This window comes from Streptomyces sp. SS8 (assembly GCF_054072955.1).
The window spans coordinates 61,121-76,988 of record NZ_JBSVCZ010000019.1; the positions used below are offsets into that span (position 1 = coordinate 61,121).

At 70.9% G+C, this 15,868-nt stretch carries 15 protein-coding genes; 3 read left to right on the forward strand and 12 right to left on the reverse strand.

Going from position 1 to position 15,868, the window contains the following annotated elements; translation table 11 throughout:
- Positions 1-9: 9 nt before the first annotated feature.
- On the forward strand, positions 10-444 hold the full coding sequence (locus ACW69E_RS18760; RefSeq protein WP_457499416.1) for a VOC family protein: 435 nt from the start codon (positions 10-12) through the stop codon (positions 442-444).
- Between the two features lie 62 nt (positions 445-506).
- Here the strand turns inward: ACW69E_RS18760 and ACW69E_RS18765 are convergent, their stop codons facing one another.
- From ACW69E_RS18765 to ACW69E_RS18785, 5 genes are all read right to left on the reverse strand, one after another.
- The gene (locus ACW69E_RS18765) at positions 507-1,127 is read right to left on the reverse strand and encodes an AMIN-like domain-containing (lipo)protein (RefSeq protein ID WP_457499417.1); all 621 of its coding nucleotides are present in this window, start codon (positions 1,125-1,127) and stop codon (positions 507-509) included.
- A 213-nt stretch (positions 1,128-1,340) separates the two neighbouring features.
- Positions 1,341-2,012: a DUF4276 family protein gene (locus ACW69E_RS18770; protein ID WP_457499418.1), complete on the reverse strand. Its 672-nt coding sequence runs from the start codon at positions 2,010-2,012 to the stop codon at positions 1,341-1,343.
- Positions 2,009-3,145 carry an AAA family ATPase gene (locus tag ACW69E_RS18775; RefSeq protein ID WP_457499419.1) on the reverse strand — a complete coding sequence of 379 codons (1,137 nt, stop codon included), beginning with the start codon at positions 3,143-3,145 and terminating at the stop codon, positions 2,009-2,011. The genes ACW69E_RS18770 and ACW69E_RS18775 overlap by 4 nt, the downstream gene beginning before the upstream one ends.
- A gap of 232 nt (positions 3,146-3,377) precedes the next feature.
- Positions 3,378-3,869 carry a hypothetical protein gene (locus ACW69E_RS18780; RefSeq protein ID WP_457499420.1) on the reverse strand — a complete coding sequence of 164 codons (492 nt, stop codon included), beginning with the start codon at positions 3,867-3,869 and terminating at the stop codon, positions 3,378-3,380.
- The gene (locus tag ACW69E_RS18785; RefSeq protein ID WP_457499421.1) at positions 3,866-4,252 is read right to left on the reverse strand and encodes a hypothetical protein; all 387 of its coding nucleotides are present in this window, start codon (positions 4,250-4,252) and stop codon (positions 3,866-3,868) included. Before ACW69E_RS18785 ends, ACW69E_RS18780 begins: the two co-directional genes overlap by 4 nt.
- A 169-nt stretch (positions 4,253-4,421) precedes the next feature.
- Between ACW69E_RS18785 and ACW69E_RS18790 the strand changes: the two genes are divergently transcribed.
- Together ACW69E_RS18790 and ACW69E_RS18795 are read left to right on the forward strand one after the other, a co-directional pair.
- Entirely contained in the window at positions 4,422-4,673 is a 252-nt protein-coding gene (locus ACW69E_RS18790; RefSeq protein ID WP_457499422.1) for a GntR family transcriptional regulator, read from the forward strand.
- Positions 4,674-4,677: 4 nt separating this feature from the next.
- Positions 4,678-4,914, forward strand: a complete 237-nt coding sequence (locus tag ACW69E_RS18795) for a GntR family transcriptional regulator (RefSeq protein ID WP_457499423.1) — start codon at positions 4,678-4,680, stop codon at positions 4,912-4,914.
- 81 nt (positions 4,915-4,995) lie between these two features.
- Here the strand turns inward: ACW69E_RS18795 and ACW69E_RS18800 are convergent, their stop codons facing one another.
- The 7 genes from ACW69E_RS18800 to ACW69E_RS18830 all read right to left on the reverse strand — a co-directional run bounded on the left by ACW69E_RS18800 (position 4,996) and on the right by ACW69E_RS18830 (position 15,677).
- Entirely contained in the window at positions 4,996-6,264 is a 1,269-nt protein-coding gene (locus ACW69E_RS18800; protein ID WP_457499424.1) for a type II toxin-antitoxin system HipA family toxin, read from the reverse strand.
- A 39-nt stretch (positions 6,265-6,303) separates the two neighbouring features.
- Positions 6,304-7,971, reverse strand: a complete 1,668-nt coding sequence (locus tag ACW69E_RS18805; RefSeq protein WP_457499425.1) for a DUF262 domain-containing protein — start codon at positions 7,969-7,971, stop codon at positions 6,304-6,306.
- 232 nt (positions 7,972-8,203) lie between these two features.
- Positions 8,204-9,169 (reverse strand): ABC transporter substrate-binding protein, encoded by a 966-nt coding sequence (locus ACW69E_RS18810; RefSeq protein WP_457499426.1) that lies wholly within the window; start codon positions 9,167-9,169, stop codon positions 8,204-8,206.
- Between the two features lie 71 nt (positions 9,170-9,240).
- Positions 9,241-11,343, reverse strand: a complete 2,103-nt coding sequence (locus ACW69E_RS18815; RefSeq protein WP_457499427.1) for an ABC transporter permease subunit — start codon at positions 11,341-11,343, stop codon at positions 9,241-9,243.
- On the reverse strand, positions 11,340-12,500 hold the full coding sequence (locus ACW69E_RS18820) for a quaternary amine ABC transporter ATP-binding protein (protein WP_457499428.1): 1,161 nt from the start codon (positions 12,498-12,500) through the stop codon (positions 11,340-11,342). The genes ACW69E_RS18815 and ACW69E_RS18820 overlap by 4 nt, the downstream gene beginning before the upstream one ends.
- Positions 12,497-14,101 (reverse strand): GMC family oxidoreductase, encoded by a 1,605-nt coding sequence (locus tag ACW69E_RS18825; protein WP_457499429.1) that lies wholly within the window; start codon positions 14,099-14,101, stop codon positions 12,497-12,499. Before ACW69E_RS18825 ends, ACW69E_RS18820 begins: the two co-directional genes overlap by 4 nt.
- 91 nt (positions 14,102-14,192) lie before the next feature.
- Positions 14,193-15,677 (reverse strand): aldehyde dehydrogenase family protein, encoded by a 1,485-nt coding sequence (locus tag ACW69E_RS18830; protein ID WP_457499471.1) that lies wholly within the window; start codon positions 15,675-15,677, stop codon positions 14,193-14,195.
- Positions 15,678-15,868: the final 191 nt, after the last annotated feature.

The following is a 15,868-nucleotide window of genomic DNA, read 5'->3' on the forward strand; positions in this document are numbered from 1 at the left end:
GGTTGCCCGATGGCATCGGTCAGACAGGTCCAGATCACATTCGACTGCGCGGCACCCGAGCGCCTCGCCCGCTTCTGGTGCGAGGTGCTGGGGTACGTCGTACCGCCGCCCCCGGAGGGATTCGCCACCTGGGACGACTACAGCGGCTCGCTGCCCCCTGAGGAGCGGGATTCGTGGTTCGCCTGCGTCGATCCCTCCGGCGTGGGCCCGCGGCTGTTCTTCCAGCGCGTCCCCGAGGGCAAGACCGCCAAGAACCGGGTGCACCTCGACGTGCGGGCCGGCACCGGTCTCGTGGGCGAGGAGCGCCTGGCCACGCTCGAGGCCGAGTGCGCACGGCTGATGGCTCTCGGCGCGAAACACGTGCTGACGCAGCGCGCCGATGGCGTCAACGAGTCGTGCATCACGATGCAGGACATCGAGGGCAACGAGTTCTGCCTCGACTGACCGCTCCCCGCGAACGGATCCGCTAAGCCCCGGAACGCCCTCCCCGGCTTCCCCGGCCGGTGTCAGTCCTGCGGGTTCGCCTGCCCGTGCGCGATGTCGACGACGATCCGGTTCTCTTCGGCCTTCACCCGGAACCCCGCCCGGCCGCCGCCTTCGGGGTCCACGCCGACCCCCACGCCCATCTCTCCCTCGAAGACTCCCAGGTCGCGTATCTCGCGGATGACGGAAGCGCCTTCCCGGTCCTCGAAGGCGGCCTGCGGCGTGACTCCGACGAAGACTATCTTCAGCCGGTGCTCGCCGGTGATGCGGACCTCCTCGCCCAGCCCGCCGTGGCGCAGCGTGTCCACGTACTCGGCGAAGTAGTCCGGCGCTCCGTCCGCGAACTCGAAGCTGATCCGGTCGTACGCGTCGTGGCCGCTCACCCGTACGTCCCTGAGCGCCGGAGCGGCGGACGTGCCCGTCCACCGGCCCTCTCCCGACTTCCTTGACGCGTCCTGCGGGGCTCCCGCCGGCCGGTCGCCCACTTCCGGAGACGGTGAGGGGGCGTCGGGGCCGGAGATACTCGCGGACTTCTCAGCCGTGGCGACGGGTTCCTCCGCACCGTTCGGGCCCCCGCCGCCGCAGCCGGCCGTGAGCAGGACGGCCGCGAGGGCGGTCGCGGACAGGACGGAACGGCGCGGCATGGTGAACTCCCTGACGTGGGCGGCCGGATGAGGACGGGCGGGGGGAACCCGCAGGTGAACGGTCGCACAGGCACGAGCCTTCCCCTCGGGGCGGACGACCGTTCCAGGAACCCGCCCAGCGTAGGGGGCCGGGTGGAGTCCGGCCCAAGCCGCCGTACCGCTCCGGTCCGCCAGGGTCCGGTGGGGAGGGCGCACCCTCCTCCAGGACAGCGCTCAGGCGCCCTCCGATTCGAGCCGCTTCAGCCAGGCGTCGAGGTGCGGACAGGCGGCGCGCAGCGCGTCCAGGCCGAGGAGTTCGATCGCGTCGGGGCCGTCCACGACCTTGTGGTACTCCGGGCACGCCTTGAGGATCCGCTTCGACGGAGCCGTGTCGGGACCGTCGTTGACGAGTTCGGGGCCGCCCGCCACCTCGACCTGTGCCGCCAGTTTGTCTCCCAGCTTCGGTGATTCGAGCAGCTCCGCGAGTTCGCGGGCCGCCGCGAGCACCCACGCCTCCGTCTCGTGCAGAACGAGGAACGGCAGGAAGCGGGCATCGCCGATGCTCCGTGCCATGGCCTTCTCCACGTACGCCACCCGCGCGTACGCGTCTCCGGCAGGCATGTCGGAATATCCCGGGGTGTCGGAGGGCAGCCCGTAGAAGTCGAGCAGGGTGGTCACCGTGTCGACCGCCGAGTTCCGCAGCAGCGCCCGGATGTCACGCTCGATCCTCGACCACGTGCTCACCCCGCCGCGGTTGTGCGGCTGCCCGGCCGCGCGGCGCGTCTTGAGCACCACCGGGGTGAGCCACACACCGCGCTCACTCAGTTCGGGCTGGAGGAGCCTCGCGACGACGTTCTCCTCCGTCTGGCCCTCCACCAGCACACAGGCCTGCCGCACCCCGGTCACCCCCGCCGCTTCCGCTCGGGCCTGGGGCGCCCGCCCAGGAGGTTCTTCAGCCAGAGATCGCCCAGCGAGTAGTCGTCGAGCCAGGCGGCCAGTTCTTCCGGGTCCGGGCGCCGAAATTCCGTCGCGCCGTTGAGGCGTTCGGCGACGACGAGTTCGTCGAGCGTGAACTCGTCGAGCAGTGTGACGGACTGGGTGGCCAGGAGGACCTGGCTGTGCACCGAGGCCGTCCGGAGCGATTCCGCCAGGACTCTGATCGCAGCGGGGTGCAGGCCGAGTTCCGGTTCGTCCAGGACCAGCAGCGCCGGGGGCTGCGGCTGGAGCAGGAGCGTGGTCAGGCAGACGAACCGCAGGGTGCCGTCGGACAAGGCCTCCGCCGGGAGGACGGTGTCGGAGCCGAACTGCTTCCACCGCAGGCGCACCCGTCCGCCGGAGTCCTCGGTGAGAACGAAATCGCGGAAGAACGGCGCGACGGAACGGACCGTGCGCACGATCCTCCGGTACTCCGCCGAGTGCTCCTCCCCCAGTCTCATCAGGAAGGCCGCGAGGTTGCCGGCGTCCGGGTGCAGGGCCTCGGAGTCGGAGGCGTAACCCGCCTGCTTCACCGGCGCGTTGCGGGTGGTGTCGTGGAAGTGGTAGACGCGGCAGCCGTGCAGTATCGAGAGCGTGTGCCGGGCGACTCCCCCGACTCCGCGCGGGCCCGACTCGGCCGCCTCCGGCAGCCGGGATTCCCGGTTGCCTCTGCCGATCTCCTCTCTCCACGGCTGTTCGTAGCTGGTGGAGTCGTGGAACTCCACCACCTCGCGTTCGAAGACCAGCTCCCCTTGGGCGGCAGGCACCAGAGCCGCCTCGTAGGCGTTGCCCAGATGCCCGTCCTTCGCCTGCACTCGCAGCTCGATACGTGCGGCGGTCCCTTTCGCGCCGTCGTGCAGCATGGCTTCCGCCCCACCGCGCAGGCCGACCTCCATCCGCAGGTCCCCGTCGGCGATGCGTCCGAGCAGTTCGACCGCGTCGATGAAGTTGCTCTTGCCCGCGCCGTTGGGGCCGACGAGGACGGTGATCGGTCCCAGGGTCAGCTCGGTCGCCCTGATCGACTTGTAACCGGTGACGGCGATGCTCTCGACCCTGCGTGACATGTGCTCAATCTATCTGCGTACGACTGCTCCGACGGCTCAGACATGCGTCCTCGTCTCCCGCTCCGCATCGGGTGGGGAGGGCGTGCCCTCCCCACCCGGCAGGCGCGCGGCCGTACGAGTCAGCCGCGGTGGGCGGCCTGGACGAGGAGGACCACGGCCACGGTGGAGACGGCCACCAGGAGGGTGGTCCAGGTGCACGACTCCAGGCGCCCGCGGCGCGTGCGGTGGGACATCACGCCCGGTACCCCCTCCGGTCCGGGCAGCCGAACAGGGCCGCGTGGTCGGCGGGTTCGGTGGGTCGGGCCGGTTCGGCGATGCGGCGGGCGTGGGCGGTGAGGGCGGCGGTCTCGTACGTCCAGCCGCGCCCGGTGTCCGCCTCGGCCCGGACGCGGGCCGGGTCGTGGAAGGCCGGCGGGGCCAGGCAGCCGCGCATCCCGCGCAGTATCGCGGGCACGTCCTGCCCGAGCAGTACGCCGTGGAGCACGCGCGGCAGGAGCCGGTACGGATCCTGCTCCGGCCGTACGGTCCAGCACAGCCGGTACCAGTGCCCGGCGCCGGGGGGCGGCGCGGTGGCGGGCTCCCGCGCCTCCGGCGCGGGGTGGCACGGGCAGGCGCACACCAGGTGGCGGACGCCGGGGACACCGCTGTCGCGCGGTTCGCCGTCGGCGCAGTGCCCGTGCCGGCCGATCACACAGGACGGGGAGCGGTACTCCGTCTCGTTCACCACCGGGCACCCCCGGCCGCCGCGTGGATGTTCCGGGTGTCCAGGTCCAGGCCCATGGTCGCCAGCCACAGCACCCGCCGCCGTCGCCGCGCCACCCGCTCGCGGGCCGCATGCTCGTGCGCCGCCCGGTACGGCCGCACCAGCGCCGAGTCCGCCCCGGCCGGCGGCCGGGCCTGCTCGCGGCTGTACGGCGAGCGCGGCACCGGGATCCGTGCCACCGCCCTCGCGCCGGTCGGCGCGGGCCGGGCGGCGACCGTCCGGCGCAGGGGCGCCGGGGCCGGGATCCTGCGGTGCCGGCCACTGGCCGGAAGCAGCCGGGCGAGCAGCAGCACGAGGACGGGACAGCGTGCCCGTCCGAGGGCACGCGCGATAAGGTCGCGCACGTCATCAACTCCTGTGTAGTTGGTGGCCACGCCCCCGGACCGGTTGCGTCGGTCGCGGGGGTCTTTCCGTTCCGGCGTGAAGCAAATCACACCGCGATGCATCTAGATGTATCACGGTGTAGATAGAGCTAGCCATGCGAACTGTTGTATGACTAGCTAGCTTCAAGGCATGAGCCTTGATCCGGAGTCGGGACGCCCGCTGTACATGCAACTGGCGGATGTGATCGAAGCGAAGATCGCGAGCGGTGAGTACGCGCCGGACCGGATGATCCCGGCCCCGGCCCGCCTCTCCGAGGAGTACGGGATCGCCCAGATGACCGCGCGCCGCGCCATGCGCGAACTGCGGGAGCGCGAACTCGTCTACACAGTGCCCGGCAAGGGTTCCTACGTCGTGCCCGAGCCCAAGACCTCAGACGGCTGACCCCGTGACCGAGTTCGAGTTCGACCCGACCCAGCCGAAGTGGGAGCAGATCGCCGATGTGGTGCGGAGGCGCATCCACAGCGGCGAGTACCCGCCCCGCCATCTCATCTCCGAAGTACGGCTCGAAGCGGAATTCGGAGTCGCACGGGTCACGGTCCGGAAGGCGACGGCGGCCCTACGGGAGGAGGGCCTGATCACCACGAGGCCGGGCATGGGCTCGTTCGTCGCCGACAGGGACTGAGCGGACGGTCGGGGAGAGCGACGGACACCGGCGCGCATCCCGGGCCCGGCCGCCCAGGCGGTGTCCCACCGGGGGCCGGGCTCAGTGCTCCTGGAGGAACCGCCGCGCGGAGTGGCGGATCCAGTCGCCGACGGCCTCGCGCAGAGCAGGGCTGGCCGCGAGCAGTTCCTCGCAGCTGGGCCATGCCTCCCTCACCCGCCGGACGGTGTCGACGGCGGTCTCGGCAAGCCGCCCGCCGGAGGCGCCGAACCTCCGGTCCAGGGTCGCCTCCAGCCGGTCGAAGGTGGCGGGGCGGACCGTCTCGAAGCGTTTGCTCCCGCCGAACTTCAGCCCCATGTCCTCGGGTTCGCCGTCCGGCGCGTACGCAACGGTGGAGACGAGGTCGTAGGCCGGGGCGAGGGTGGGCACGCGACGGTCGCGGTAGATCAGGGACCAGTTCTTCAGGTGGGCGTCGCCGTTGCCGACGACGACCGAGAAGGCGATGCGCCGCACGGCCTCCCGCAGCGACTCCAGGTCGTGGCCGCGGTAGGAGACGGCGGCCACCGTCTCGAAGGTCGACTGGTACTTGTCCTGCGGGTACTTGTCGCGGACCTGCGCGAAGTCCTCGATGTGGACAAGCGACCGGGTGCCGTCCGTGTGCCGGTCGAAGCGCCGGACGGCGTAGGCCCACACCTCGTCGTTCGGCCACATCCGGCCGGGCAGGCCGTCGAGTTCGTCGCGGTGCAGCAGGCGTACGTCGGGCGCCTCCAGCCCCACCGCCTTCGCCAGGGACATCATGGCGAACTCGTTGCGGGGCACGTCCGGGTGCCGGTAGTCGGGGAACTTGACCAGCCAGTCGCCGTACTCGCCGGCTGTCGGCACGGTGAGCCTGTCCCCCTTGGCCAGCATCGAGAACTTCAGGGCGATCCCGGCCAGGGAGAAGCGCCACGGCGAGTCGGGGGGAAGTCTGTGGGAGCCACCCCGCCGCAAACCCGGCTCCAGGTTCTCCGGCCACTCCCAGCCGTCGTCCGGCCCCTCGGCGGGCAGCACCTGTACGGCTCCCGGCAGGTCGTGTCCGACCTGGGCGAGGAGTTCCATCTCCCGATCCAGCGAGACCCCCCGATCGTCGGCGATCCATTCACGCAACGGCCCCTCGGGCAGAAGGTTGGAGAACCACCGTGGGAGGCGCAGCGCCGACGCGTACGGAGCGTGCAGGTTCTCCTCGAACCGCAAGCCGAGAACAGGGCGCGCGGGATCCTCCAGGTAAGAATCGTTCACCACGAAGCGGGTATGGTCACCCTTTTGACAGAGCGTCCCGATTCGGCGTCCGTACAGGAGGACCGCGTAGTAGGTCTCCTTCAGGGCGGTCATCTTCGGTGTTTTCCTGTTCACTGTGAGCGGTGCGGCGTATCAGAGCGGTTCATCGTCACCGTTGTCCAACTCGTCGAGACTGTCGAAATCCAGCGTCTGTAGCGATGGCGTGTCCTCGTAGCCCCACTCAGCCATGCGGTCGAGGAAGGCGGAAAGCTGGTTCGCGATCTTCTCCTGCCTGATGTGCAGGAACCCTTCACGATCGCCGCTGGCGAGGAGATCGGCCGTCTCACGATCCATGACGTGGGAAGCGAGAACGGCTTCCCACGTCTGGTCGTCGAGGTTGATGGGCTGCCCCGCCAACATCACTGGAATCTCCGAGACAGGATCGGTGGCCGTGGGAAGGAACACGCGGTTGCTCGCGTACAGCTGTTGCTGAGCGGTCAGCCCGCGCGGAAAGACCACATGAGCCGCCATGGCCGCTGTCTTCTGGTCACCGAGGAGCGTCGAGAGGTCCTGGGCATCGTAAGGTTCGCCCGTCATGAGGGAACGCGGACGCAGTGACCACCACGAACTGAGAATTATCTTTGCCGCCGCCTCGTTGGTGCGGAACCGCTCGATGGTCGGGAGGGAGCGGGGGGCCTCGGCCATGGTGTCCATCAGCCCTCTGATGGAACCGTGCTCGTCGCCCTTACGGATTCGGGCACACAATACCCGGCTGACCTGCGTAAAGCTTCCCTTGAAGACCGCCGGGCCCGACACCGCCACTCTCCAGTAAAGACGTCGCAGTAGCCGCAGCGTGTTGACCTCGGGGTCGGGGAAGTGCGCGAAGAATCGGGTCAGAACGACGAGGAGGGCACGGTAGGCGAGCAGGGAGAGATGCGGAACCCCGGCCTCGTTCTGCAGGAAGGAAATCGCGCGGACCAGAGCCTCCTCACCCTCCGCGTACGCGGTGTCCTGGTCCTCGTTCCCGAACTCCGGAGCCGTTCGGCGACCGGTGGAGGTGAACTCGTTGCGAATGTCCCGCGCGGGGTCCGGTCCGCGGCGAGCCAGGATTGAGGCGAGAACTGTGTCCGTATCAATGGTGCCGAACCCGGTTCGCGAGGCCACTCGGTCTGCGATACGGGAAAGATTCAGTCGCTCCTCCGCCCCGTCCTCGGGACCCGCGTAAAGGGCGGAGAAGATCTCAGCGCGGTTGAGCCGCTTTCCGTAGTTGTTCATCCGGTCGAAGATGTCCGTCAGAATATCAAGGTCGTCCTGGCGGACCAGATATGCGGGCACCTTGTACTGGCGGAGGGCTGTGGCAACCCGCTCTGCCTCGTCGAACAGGTCGGAGACCGCCTCACCCTCAGTACGAAACCACGAAAGGAGCTTTTTCAGGTCGAAGAGTACGGGCAAGGCAATGTGTTGCGGTTCCCGTGTCTTCGGCTGAGATATGAACTTTCGTTCCGCGAGGTCGTAGTAGACGGCGAACGGGTCGTGGAGATGCCCTTCCGGATGCAACGCGTTGGCAAGACTGGTAATGCGCTGCTGGCCGTCGACAACCCAGAATGCCTCCTCGTAGGCCGGGGCGTCGATCCTGAGCGAACCGAGCGTGAAGGAACGCTCAGGCGTCCGGCGGACCCAGAGGAGCAGGTTCCCGATCGGGTACCCCTTGACGATGCTATCGAACAACCGCAGCACGTCCTTGGTGGTCCAGCGGAAGTCGCGCTGAAAGTGGGGGACGTGCACCTTGCCGCTCCATGCCTGTGCGACAAGATCACCCAACTCGTACGTCGTAGCGCTGGGCTGGGTCTCCAGACCTGCGGCTCCCATAGTCATCGCCCTTCCGATCGAGTACCGTGACCAGCTTTGTCCGACTGGTGGAGATCGGCAATCGTTTTCCAGCCTCGGGAACCAGTCTGCCGTACGGCCACGGGCCCGGAACGCGCGAGTGCGTTCCGGGCCCGCGGCCGTGGGGGCCGCCCCCTGCGGGGCCGATCCTTACGGGGCCGGCTCCTTACGGGAGCCACTTCTCCCAGGTGGACTTGTTCTCCTCGGCCCACTTGGCCGCCGCGTCCTTCGAGGACATGCCGTCGCCGGCGATCCACTTGGCGACCTGGTTCTGCTGCTCGGTCGACCAGTTGAAGTTCTTCAGGAACTGCGCGGCGTCGCCGCCGTCCTTGGCGAAGTCGGCGTTGAGGTACTTCTGCAGCGGGGTGTCGGGGTAGGCGCAGGCGACCTTCTCGGGGTCGGCGTCGCAGCCCTCGGTGTACTCGGGCAGCTTCACCTCGACGAAGTCGATCTCGGCGTTCAGCCACTGCGGCGTCCACCAGTACGTCAGGAAGGGCTTCTTCTCCTTGACGTACTTCTTGATCTGGGTGATCTGGGCGGCCTCGCTGCCCGCGTAGACCGTCTTGAGGTCCAGGTCGAGGTTCTTGATGATCGCGTCGTCGTTGGTGGTGTACGACGGCGAGCCCTCCAGGAGCTGGCCCTTGCCGCCGCTCTCGGTGGTCTTCAGCTCGTCGGCGTACTTGTTGAGGTTCTTCCAGTCGGTGACGTCGGGGTTCTCGTCCGCGAAGTACTTGGGCACGAACCAGCCGATGTGGCCGGTGACGCCGAGGTCCCCGGCCTCCACGACCGTCTTGCGCTCCTCGACGTAGCGCTTCTCCTTCTTGGGGACGCCGCCCCAGTCCTCCAGGATCGCGTCGATCTTGCCGCCGTCGAGCGCGTCCCAGGCGACCGGCTCGTCCATCTGCTGGAGCTTGGCCTTGACGCCCAGCTCCTCCTCCAGGATGTGCTTGGCGACGGCCGCGTTGGCCTCGGCGCCGACCCAGGAGGGGACGGCGATGGTGACGGTGTCGCCGCCGCCGGAGGAGGCGGAGGTGTCGGCGGCGCCGCAGGCGCTGAGCGCGACCATGCCCAGGACGGCCGATCCGGCGGCCAGGGTGGTGCGTACACGTCTGCTGTTCCTACCGGTGTTCATGCCGGGTCTCTCTTCCTGTGGTGCGTACTTGTGCGTGTGTGTGGGGGGTGGTGGGGTGTCGGGGCCTCGGGTCAGCGCCGGTCGCGGGTGGCGGCGGGCTGGGTGACGCGGTCCAGGAGCACGCCGAGGCAGACGATCGCCGCGCCGGCGGTCAGGCCGATGCCCAGCTCGCTCTTCTGCAGGCCGTAGACGACGTCGTAGCCGAGCGCGCCGCCGCCCACCAGGCCGCCGATGACGACGATGGCCAGGACGAGGACGACTCCCTGGTTGACGGCCAGCAGCAGGGCGGGCCGGGCCAGCGGGAGCTGGACGTGGCGCAGTTGCTGGCCGGTGGAGGCACCCATGGAGCGGGCGGCCTCCAGCGCGCCGGGGTCGGTCTCCCGGACGCCTTGGGCGGTGATGCGGATGACCGCGGGCAGCGCGTAGACCACGGCGGCGATGATCGCGGCGGTGCGGCCGACGTTGAACAGCGCCACCACCGGGATGAGGTAGATGAACTGCGGCATCGTCTGCATCACGTCGAGCACCGGCCGGATGGCCCGGTCCACCCAGGGCACCCGGGCGGCCAGGACGCCGATCGCGACGCCCGGCAGCAGGGTGACCACCAGTGCGGCGAGCACCTGGGAGAGGGTGTTGAGCGAGGTGGGCCACAGTCCCATCGCGCCGATCGCCGCCAGCGCGGCCACGGCGGTCACGGCGGTGCGCCAGGTGCCCGTCAGCAGGGCGAGGGCGGCGGCGGCCAGGAGCAGCAGCCACCAGGGGGTGCCCTGGAGTCCGTCGCGCAGCGGGTTGAGCACCCAGCGGGCGAAGTTCTCCGACCAGGTGACGGTGCCGCCGATGAGGGGGATGCCGGAGCCGAGGTTGTCGGTGATCCAGCCGACGGCGGTGTTGACCGGGGCGGAGATGCTCACGGTCCACTGGTCGGGCCACTCCCGGCCCAGGGCGGCCGAACCGGCCGCGGAGGCGGCGGCGACGAGCGCCGCGGCGGCGGCCCGTACCGTCCAGGCGCGCCCGCGGCTCGCGGGGGCGCGGGTGTCGTCCAGTCGCGCGCCCGCGGCGGCGGTGGTGCGGTCCAGCCAGATCGCGATGAGCACGATGGCGATGCCGGGGCCGAGCGCCTGGCCGACGTCCACCCGCGACAGGGCGGTGAAGACCTCGTCGCCCAGGCCGCCCGCGCCGATGACCGAGGCCAGGACGACCATCGACAGGCACATCATGATGGTCTGGTTCAGCCCCAGCAGCATCTGCCGGCGGGCCAGCGGCAGCCGGGCGGTGACCAGCCGCTGCCAGGCGTTCGCGCCCAGCGAGGCGGAGGCCTCCAGCGCGGCCGGGTCGGCGCCGCGCAGGCCGAGCGAGGTGAGGCGGGCCATGGGCGGTGCCGCGTAGATGACGGTGGCGATCAGAGCCGAGGGCGTGCCGATGCCGAAGAGCAGCACGAACGGCAGCAGGTAGGCGAACGCCGGCATCACCTGCATGGTGTCGAACACCGGGCGCAGCAGCCGCTCGCAGCGGTCGGAGAGTCCGGCGGCCAGTCCGAGCGCCGCGCCGATCAGCGCGGCGGCGGCGACGGCGACGGCCATCAGCGCCAGGGTCTCCATGGCGGGCGCCCACAGGTCCAGCAGGCCGATCACGGCGAAGGTGCCCAGGGCGGTCGCGGCGGTGCGCAGGGCGCGGCGGCCGAGGTCCGCGCCGCCGGCGAACCAGGCGAGGGCGGTGGCGGCGGCCGTCACGCCCGTCCAGCCGAGCCCCTGGAGGAGGGCGAGGACGCCGTCGACGGCCAGGACCGCGTTGTTGCTGATGTGCAGCAGGAAGTACAGGAACAGCCAGTGCGACTCGCGGTTGTCGACCAGCCAGGCGTCGAGCGCGTCCAGTGGTGAGCGGACGTCGTGGGTCAGGGCGTCCGGCCAGCTTCCGCTGCCCCATGCGGAGGCGGCGAGAGGGACCGCCACGAGGGCGAGGAGGGCGAGGACGAGGAGTCTTCGGGCGGCCGGGCGGCCGGGAGTGCGGGCGGTCAGGCGGCGCAGGGGGCCGGGGCGGCCCGGCGGTCCGGCGGTCCGGTCCGGGCCGGAGCCGGGTCCGGGCGCGGTGGGCGCGGTCTTCCCGGGCGCTCCGGTCTTCCCGGGCTTACCCGGTTCCGGGGTCCGGGAGGAGGGGGCGGGAGTGGCGGTCGTCATACGGCGGCCACCTCCCCGCCGGTGGTATGGGAGCCGCCGGGGTCCGGGTCCGTTTCCGCTCCCGGGGCCGTGCCCGCGTCCGGGTCCAGTCCGGCGACGACGGCCAGCAGCCGGGCGTGGTCGACGACACCGAGGGTGCGGCCGTCCTCCACCACGCGGACGTGCTCGCCGCTGCGCGCCACGGCCTCGATCGCCTCGGCGACGACCGTGCCGGGGGCGAGGGCCACGCCGGTGTCGGCCTCGCCCGCCAGCGCCGGGCGCATCGCGCGGCGCACGGAGATGACCTGCTCGCGCGGCACGTCGCGGACGAAGTCGCGCACGTAGTCGTCGGCCGGTGCGGCGACGATCTCCTCGGGGGTGCCGAGCTGGACGATCTCGCCGTCGCGCATCAGCGCGATGCGGTCGCCGATGCGCAGCGCCTCGGACAGATCGTGGGTGATGAAGACCATCGTGCGGCCCTCCTCGCGGTGGAGCCGGATGACCTCCTCCTGCATGTCGCGGCGGATCAGCGGGTCGAGTGCGCTGAACGGCTCGTCGAACAGGAGGACTTCGGGGTCGACGGCGAGTGCGCGGGCCAGGCCGACGCGCTGCTGCTGGCCGCCGGAGAGCTGGCCGGGGCGGCGCTCGCCGAGTCCGGCGAGGCCGACCTTCTCGATCATCTCGGCGGCGCGGGCGCGGCGTTCGGCCCTGCCCACGCCCTGGATCTCCAGGCCGTAGGCGACGTTGTCGGTGACGGTGCGGTGCGGCAGCAGGCCGAAGTGCTGGAAGACCATGGCGGCACGGGTGCGGCGCAGTTGCCGCAACCGGGCCCGGTCCATGGCCAGGACGTCCTCGCCGTCGATGTGGAGGGTGCCGGCGGTGGGTTCGATCAGCCGGGTCAGACAGCGCACCAGGGTGGACTTGCCGGAGCCGGACAGGCCCATGACGACGAAGACCTCGCCGCGGGCGACGTCGAAGGAGACGTCGCGGACGGCGGCGGTGCAGCCGGTGCGCTCGCGCACCTCGGCGGCGGACAGCCCGGTCAGGGAGGTGTCGCCGGGGACGCGGCCGGCCCTGGGGCCGAAGACCTTCCACAGGTTCCGGACGGAGAACACCGGGTCGCCGGCCTGCGGCGTCGCGGTGTCGGGCGTTGGCGGGTTGGCTGGGGCTGCGGTCACGCGGCACCTCCCGGTGTCGTGGTGTCGTCGGACTCGTCCTGGGGCTTGTCGCCGGGCTCGGGGCGGTCGTCGCGGAGCAGGTCGGCGGCCTTCTCGCCGACCATCAGCACGCCGATCATGGGGTTGACGGCGGGGATGGTGGGGAAGACCGAGGCGTCGGCGATGCGGACGCCGTCCAGACCGCGGATGCGCAGCTTCGGGTCCACGACGGCCAGTTCGTCGTCGGCCGCGCCCATCCGGCAGGTGCCGGCGGGGTGGTAGACGGTGTGGGCGACCTTGCGGGCGTACTCGCTCAGCTCCTCGTCGGAGGTGATCTCCGGGCCGGGGCAGACCTCCCGCTTGAGCCAGGAGTCCAGCGGCGCGGTCCTCGCTATCTCGCGGGCGATGCGGATGCCGTCGACGAGGGTGCGGGCGTCGTAGTCCTCGGCGTCGGTGAAGTAGCGGAAGTCCAGGGCCGGTTTGACCGAGGGGTCGGCGCTGGTGAGGTAGAGCCGGCCGCGGCTGCGGGGCTTGGGGATGTTGGGGGTCATCGACACGCCGTGGGCGGGGCGTTCGTAGCCCAGCCGCTCGGGGTTGTCGGTGAAGGGGATCTGGTAGAAGTGGAACATCAGGTCGGGGCCGGGGGACTCGGGGTCCCGGCGGACGAACAGGCCCGCGTCGGAGTCCATCGCCGAGTTCTCGGGGATGGGGCCGTCGGTCTCCCAGACGATGACCGACTCGGGGTGGTCCAGCAGGTTCTCGCCCACGCCCGGCAGGTCGTGGACGACCGGGATGCCCAGGGCCTCCAGGTCGCCGGCCGGTCCGACGCCGGAGTGCAGCAGCAGCCGGGGGGTGTCCACCGCTCCCGCGCACAGCACGACCTCGCACCGGGCGGTCACCAGCATCTCCTCGCCGTCGGCGGTGCGGACGTGGACGCCGGTGACGCGTCGGCCGCCCTCCCCGCCGAACCGAAGGCGGTACGCCCAGGTCTCCAGCCACAGCTCCAGGTTGGGCCGGTCGCCGGCCTCCATGTGGGGGTGGAGGTAGGCGACGGAGGCGGAGGAGCGTTTGTTGTCCTCCGGGTGGTAGGCGAGGTCGAAGAAGCCGACGCCCTCGGTGAACGGCCTGGCGTTGAAGCCCTCCACGCGCGGTACGCCGAGGGCCGCCTGCGCGGCGTCGACGAAGTCGCGGGCGATGGCGTTGCGGTCCTTCTCGTCGACGGCGACGATGTTGTTGCGCAACCGGTGGTAGTAGGGCTCCATCGCGATGGCGTTCCAGCCGCTCGCCCCGGCGTCCTCCCACTCCTGCCAGTCCGAGGGCAGGGGCTTGAAGGAGATCAGGGTGTTGTGCGAGGAGCAGCCGCCGAGCACCCGCGCGCGGCTGTGCCGGATGTGGGAGTTGCCGCGTGGCTGCTCGGTGGTGGGGTAGTCGTAGTCGAGGTCGCCGCCGAGCAGGCCGAGCCAGCGGCGCAGGGTCAGTACGTCGGGGCGGTCGACGTCGGAGGGGCCGCCCTCGATGAGGGCGACGGTGGTGCCGGGGTCCTCGGCGAGCCGGGAGGCGATCACCGAGCCGGCCGTACCGCCGCCGATCACCACGTAGTCGTAGGTGGTGTTGCTGGGCATGAAGGTGGTGCTCCTACAGGGTGTTGCGTCAGGGATGCGCGGGGAGTGAGCGGGGGCGCGTGGAGGCGCCGGGGCGCTGGCGCGGGGCGCGTCAGCCGGCGAACCAGCGCACCGGGGCGGGGCGCAGGTTCTCGTAGACGTGCTTGGTCTCGCGGTACTCCTCCAGCCCGGAGGGGCCGAGCTCGCGTCCCACGCCGGAGCGGCCGAAGCCGCCCCACTCCGCCTGCGGCAGGTAGGGGTGGTAGTCGTTGATCCACACGGTGCCGTGGCGCAGCCGGGCGGCGACCCGGCGGGCGCGGGCGGTGTCGGCGGAGAAGACGGCGCCGGCCAGGCCGTACTCGGTGTCGTTGGCCAGGGCCACGGCCTCGTCCTCGGTGCGGAAGGTCTCCACCGTCACGACCGGGCCGAAGACCTCCTCGCGCACCACGCGCATCGTGCGGTCGCAGCGGTCCAGGACCGTCGGCCGGTAGAAGTAGCCGGTGGCCGGGAGGGTGTCGGAGGGCCCCGGGCGCTCTCCGCCGCAGCGCACGACGGCGCCCTCGGCGATCGCGGAGGCGACGTACTCCTCGGTCCTGTCGAGCTGCCGCTGGGAGACGAGCGGGCCGCACTCGACGCCGGGCTCGGTGCCGCGGCCGAGCCGGATACGGCGGGCGCGGCGGGCGAGTTCGGTGACGAAGCGGTCGTGGACGGTCTCCTCCAGGATGAGGCGCCCGCCGGCCGAGCAGACCTGGCCACTGTGGATGAAGGCGGCGTTGAGGGCCTGGTCGACGGCGGTGTCGAAGCCCTCCTCGGTGGCGCAGGCGTCGGCGAAGACGACGTTGGGGTTCTTGCCGCCGAGCTCCAGGGCGACCTTCTTGACCGTGGCGGCCGCGGCGGCGGCCACCTTGGTGCCACTGGCCAGGCCGCCGGTGAAGGAGACCAGGTCCACGCCGGGGTGCTCGGACAGGCGGGCGCCGACCGGGTCGCCCGCGCCGGTGACCAGGCCCGCCACGCCCGCGGGCAGGCCCGCCTCGGTCAGCAGCCGGATCAGGTGGACGGTGGACAGCGGGGTGATCTCGCTGGGCTTGACGACGAAGGCGTTGCCCGCGGCCAGCGCCGGGGCGATCTTCCAGCTCGCCTGGAGCAGCGGGTAGTTCCACGGGGTGATCAGCGCGCAGACGCCGACCGGTTCGTGGACGACGACGCTGTGCACGTCCGGGCTGCCCGCGTCCACCACGCGTCCGCCGGAGGTGTTCACGGCCTGGTCGGCGAAGTAGCGGAAGGCGGCGGTGACGTCGTCGACGTCGACGCGGCCCTCCTCGATGGTCTTGCCCGTGTCCATGGACTCGGTGAGCGCGATCTGCTCGCGGTCCCGCTGGAGGAGGTCGGCGGTGCGCCGCAGCAGCGCCGCCCGCTCGGCGACGGGGGTGCGCGGCCAGACGCCGGCGTCGAAGGCGCGGCGGGCGGCCTCGACGGCGGCGTCGACATCCTCGGCGCCGCCCTCGGAGACGACCGCGAGCACCGTCGCGTCGGCGGGGTCGAGGACTTCCCTGGTTCTTCCGGAGAGGGCGGGGCGCCACTCCCCGTCGATGTGCATGGTCTCGATTGCCGACACGTTCCGTACTGCCTTCCTCGCATGGTGCTCTTGCCGCCCGGCGGGCCGAGCGACCCGGTCCCATGCCCCGTACCGAGGAATTCAATCTTTTAATCCATGTCGAGTGGCATGGTTCACAGAGGAAACCATGATCATCTGGTCTCTATGTGAATCAATTTAAGGCGATGAGCGGA

Bases quoted from the DNA above. Each gene is read 5' to 3' on its own strand.
- ACW69E_RS18760 (WP_457499416.1), top strand. From the start codon at position 10: ATGGCATCGGTCAGACAGGTCCAGATCACATTCGACTGCGCGGCACCC.
- ACW69E_RS18765 (WP_457499417.1), bottom strand. From the start codon at position 1,127: ATGCCGCGCCGTTCCGTCCTGTCCGCGACCGCCCTCGCGGCCGTCCTG.
- ACW69E_RS18775 (WP_457499419.1), bottom strand. From the start codon at position 3,145: ATGTCACGCAGGGTCGAGAGCATCGCCGTCACCGGTTACAAGTCGATC.
- ACW69E_RS18790 (WP_457499422.1), top strand. From the start codon at position 4,422: ATGAGCCTTGATCCGGAGTCGGGACGCCCGCTGTACATGCAACTGGCG.
- ACW69E_RS18800 (WP_457499424.1), bottom strand. From the start codon at position 6,264: ATGACCGCCCTGAAGGAGACCTACTACGCGGTCCTCCTGTACGGACGC.
- ACW69E_RS18810 (WP_457499426.1), bottom strand. From the start codon at position 9,169: ATGAACACCGGTAGGAACAGCAGACGTGTACGCACCACCCTGGCCGCC.
- ACW69E_RS18815 (WP_457499427.1), bottom strand. From the start codon at position 11,343: ATGACGACCGCCACTCCCGCCCCCTCCTCCCGGACCCCGGAACCGGGT.
- ACW69E_RS18825 (WP_457499429.1), bottom strand. From the start codon at position 14,101: ATGCCCAGCAACACCACCTACGACTACGTGGTGATCGGCGGCGGTACG.
- ACW69E_RS18830 (WP_457499471.1), bottom strand. From the start codon at position 15,677: ATGCACATCGACGGGGAGTGGCGCCCCGCCCTCTCCGGAAGAACCAGG.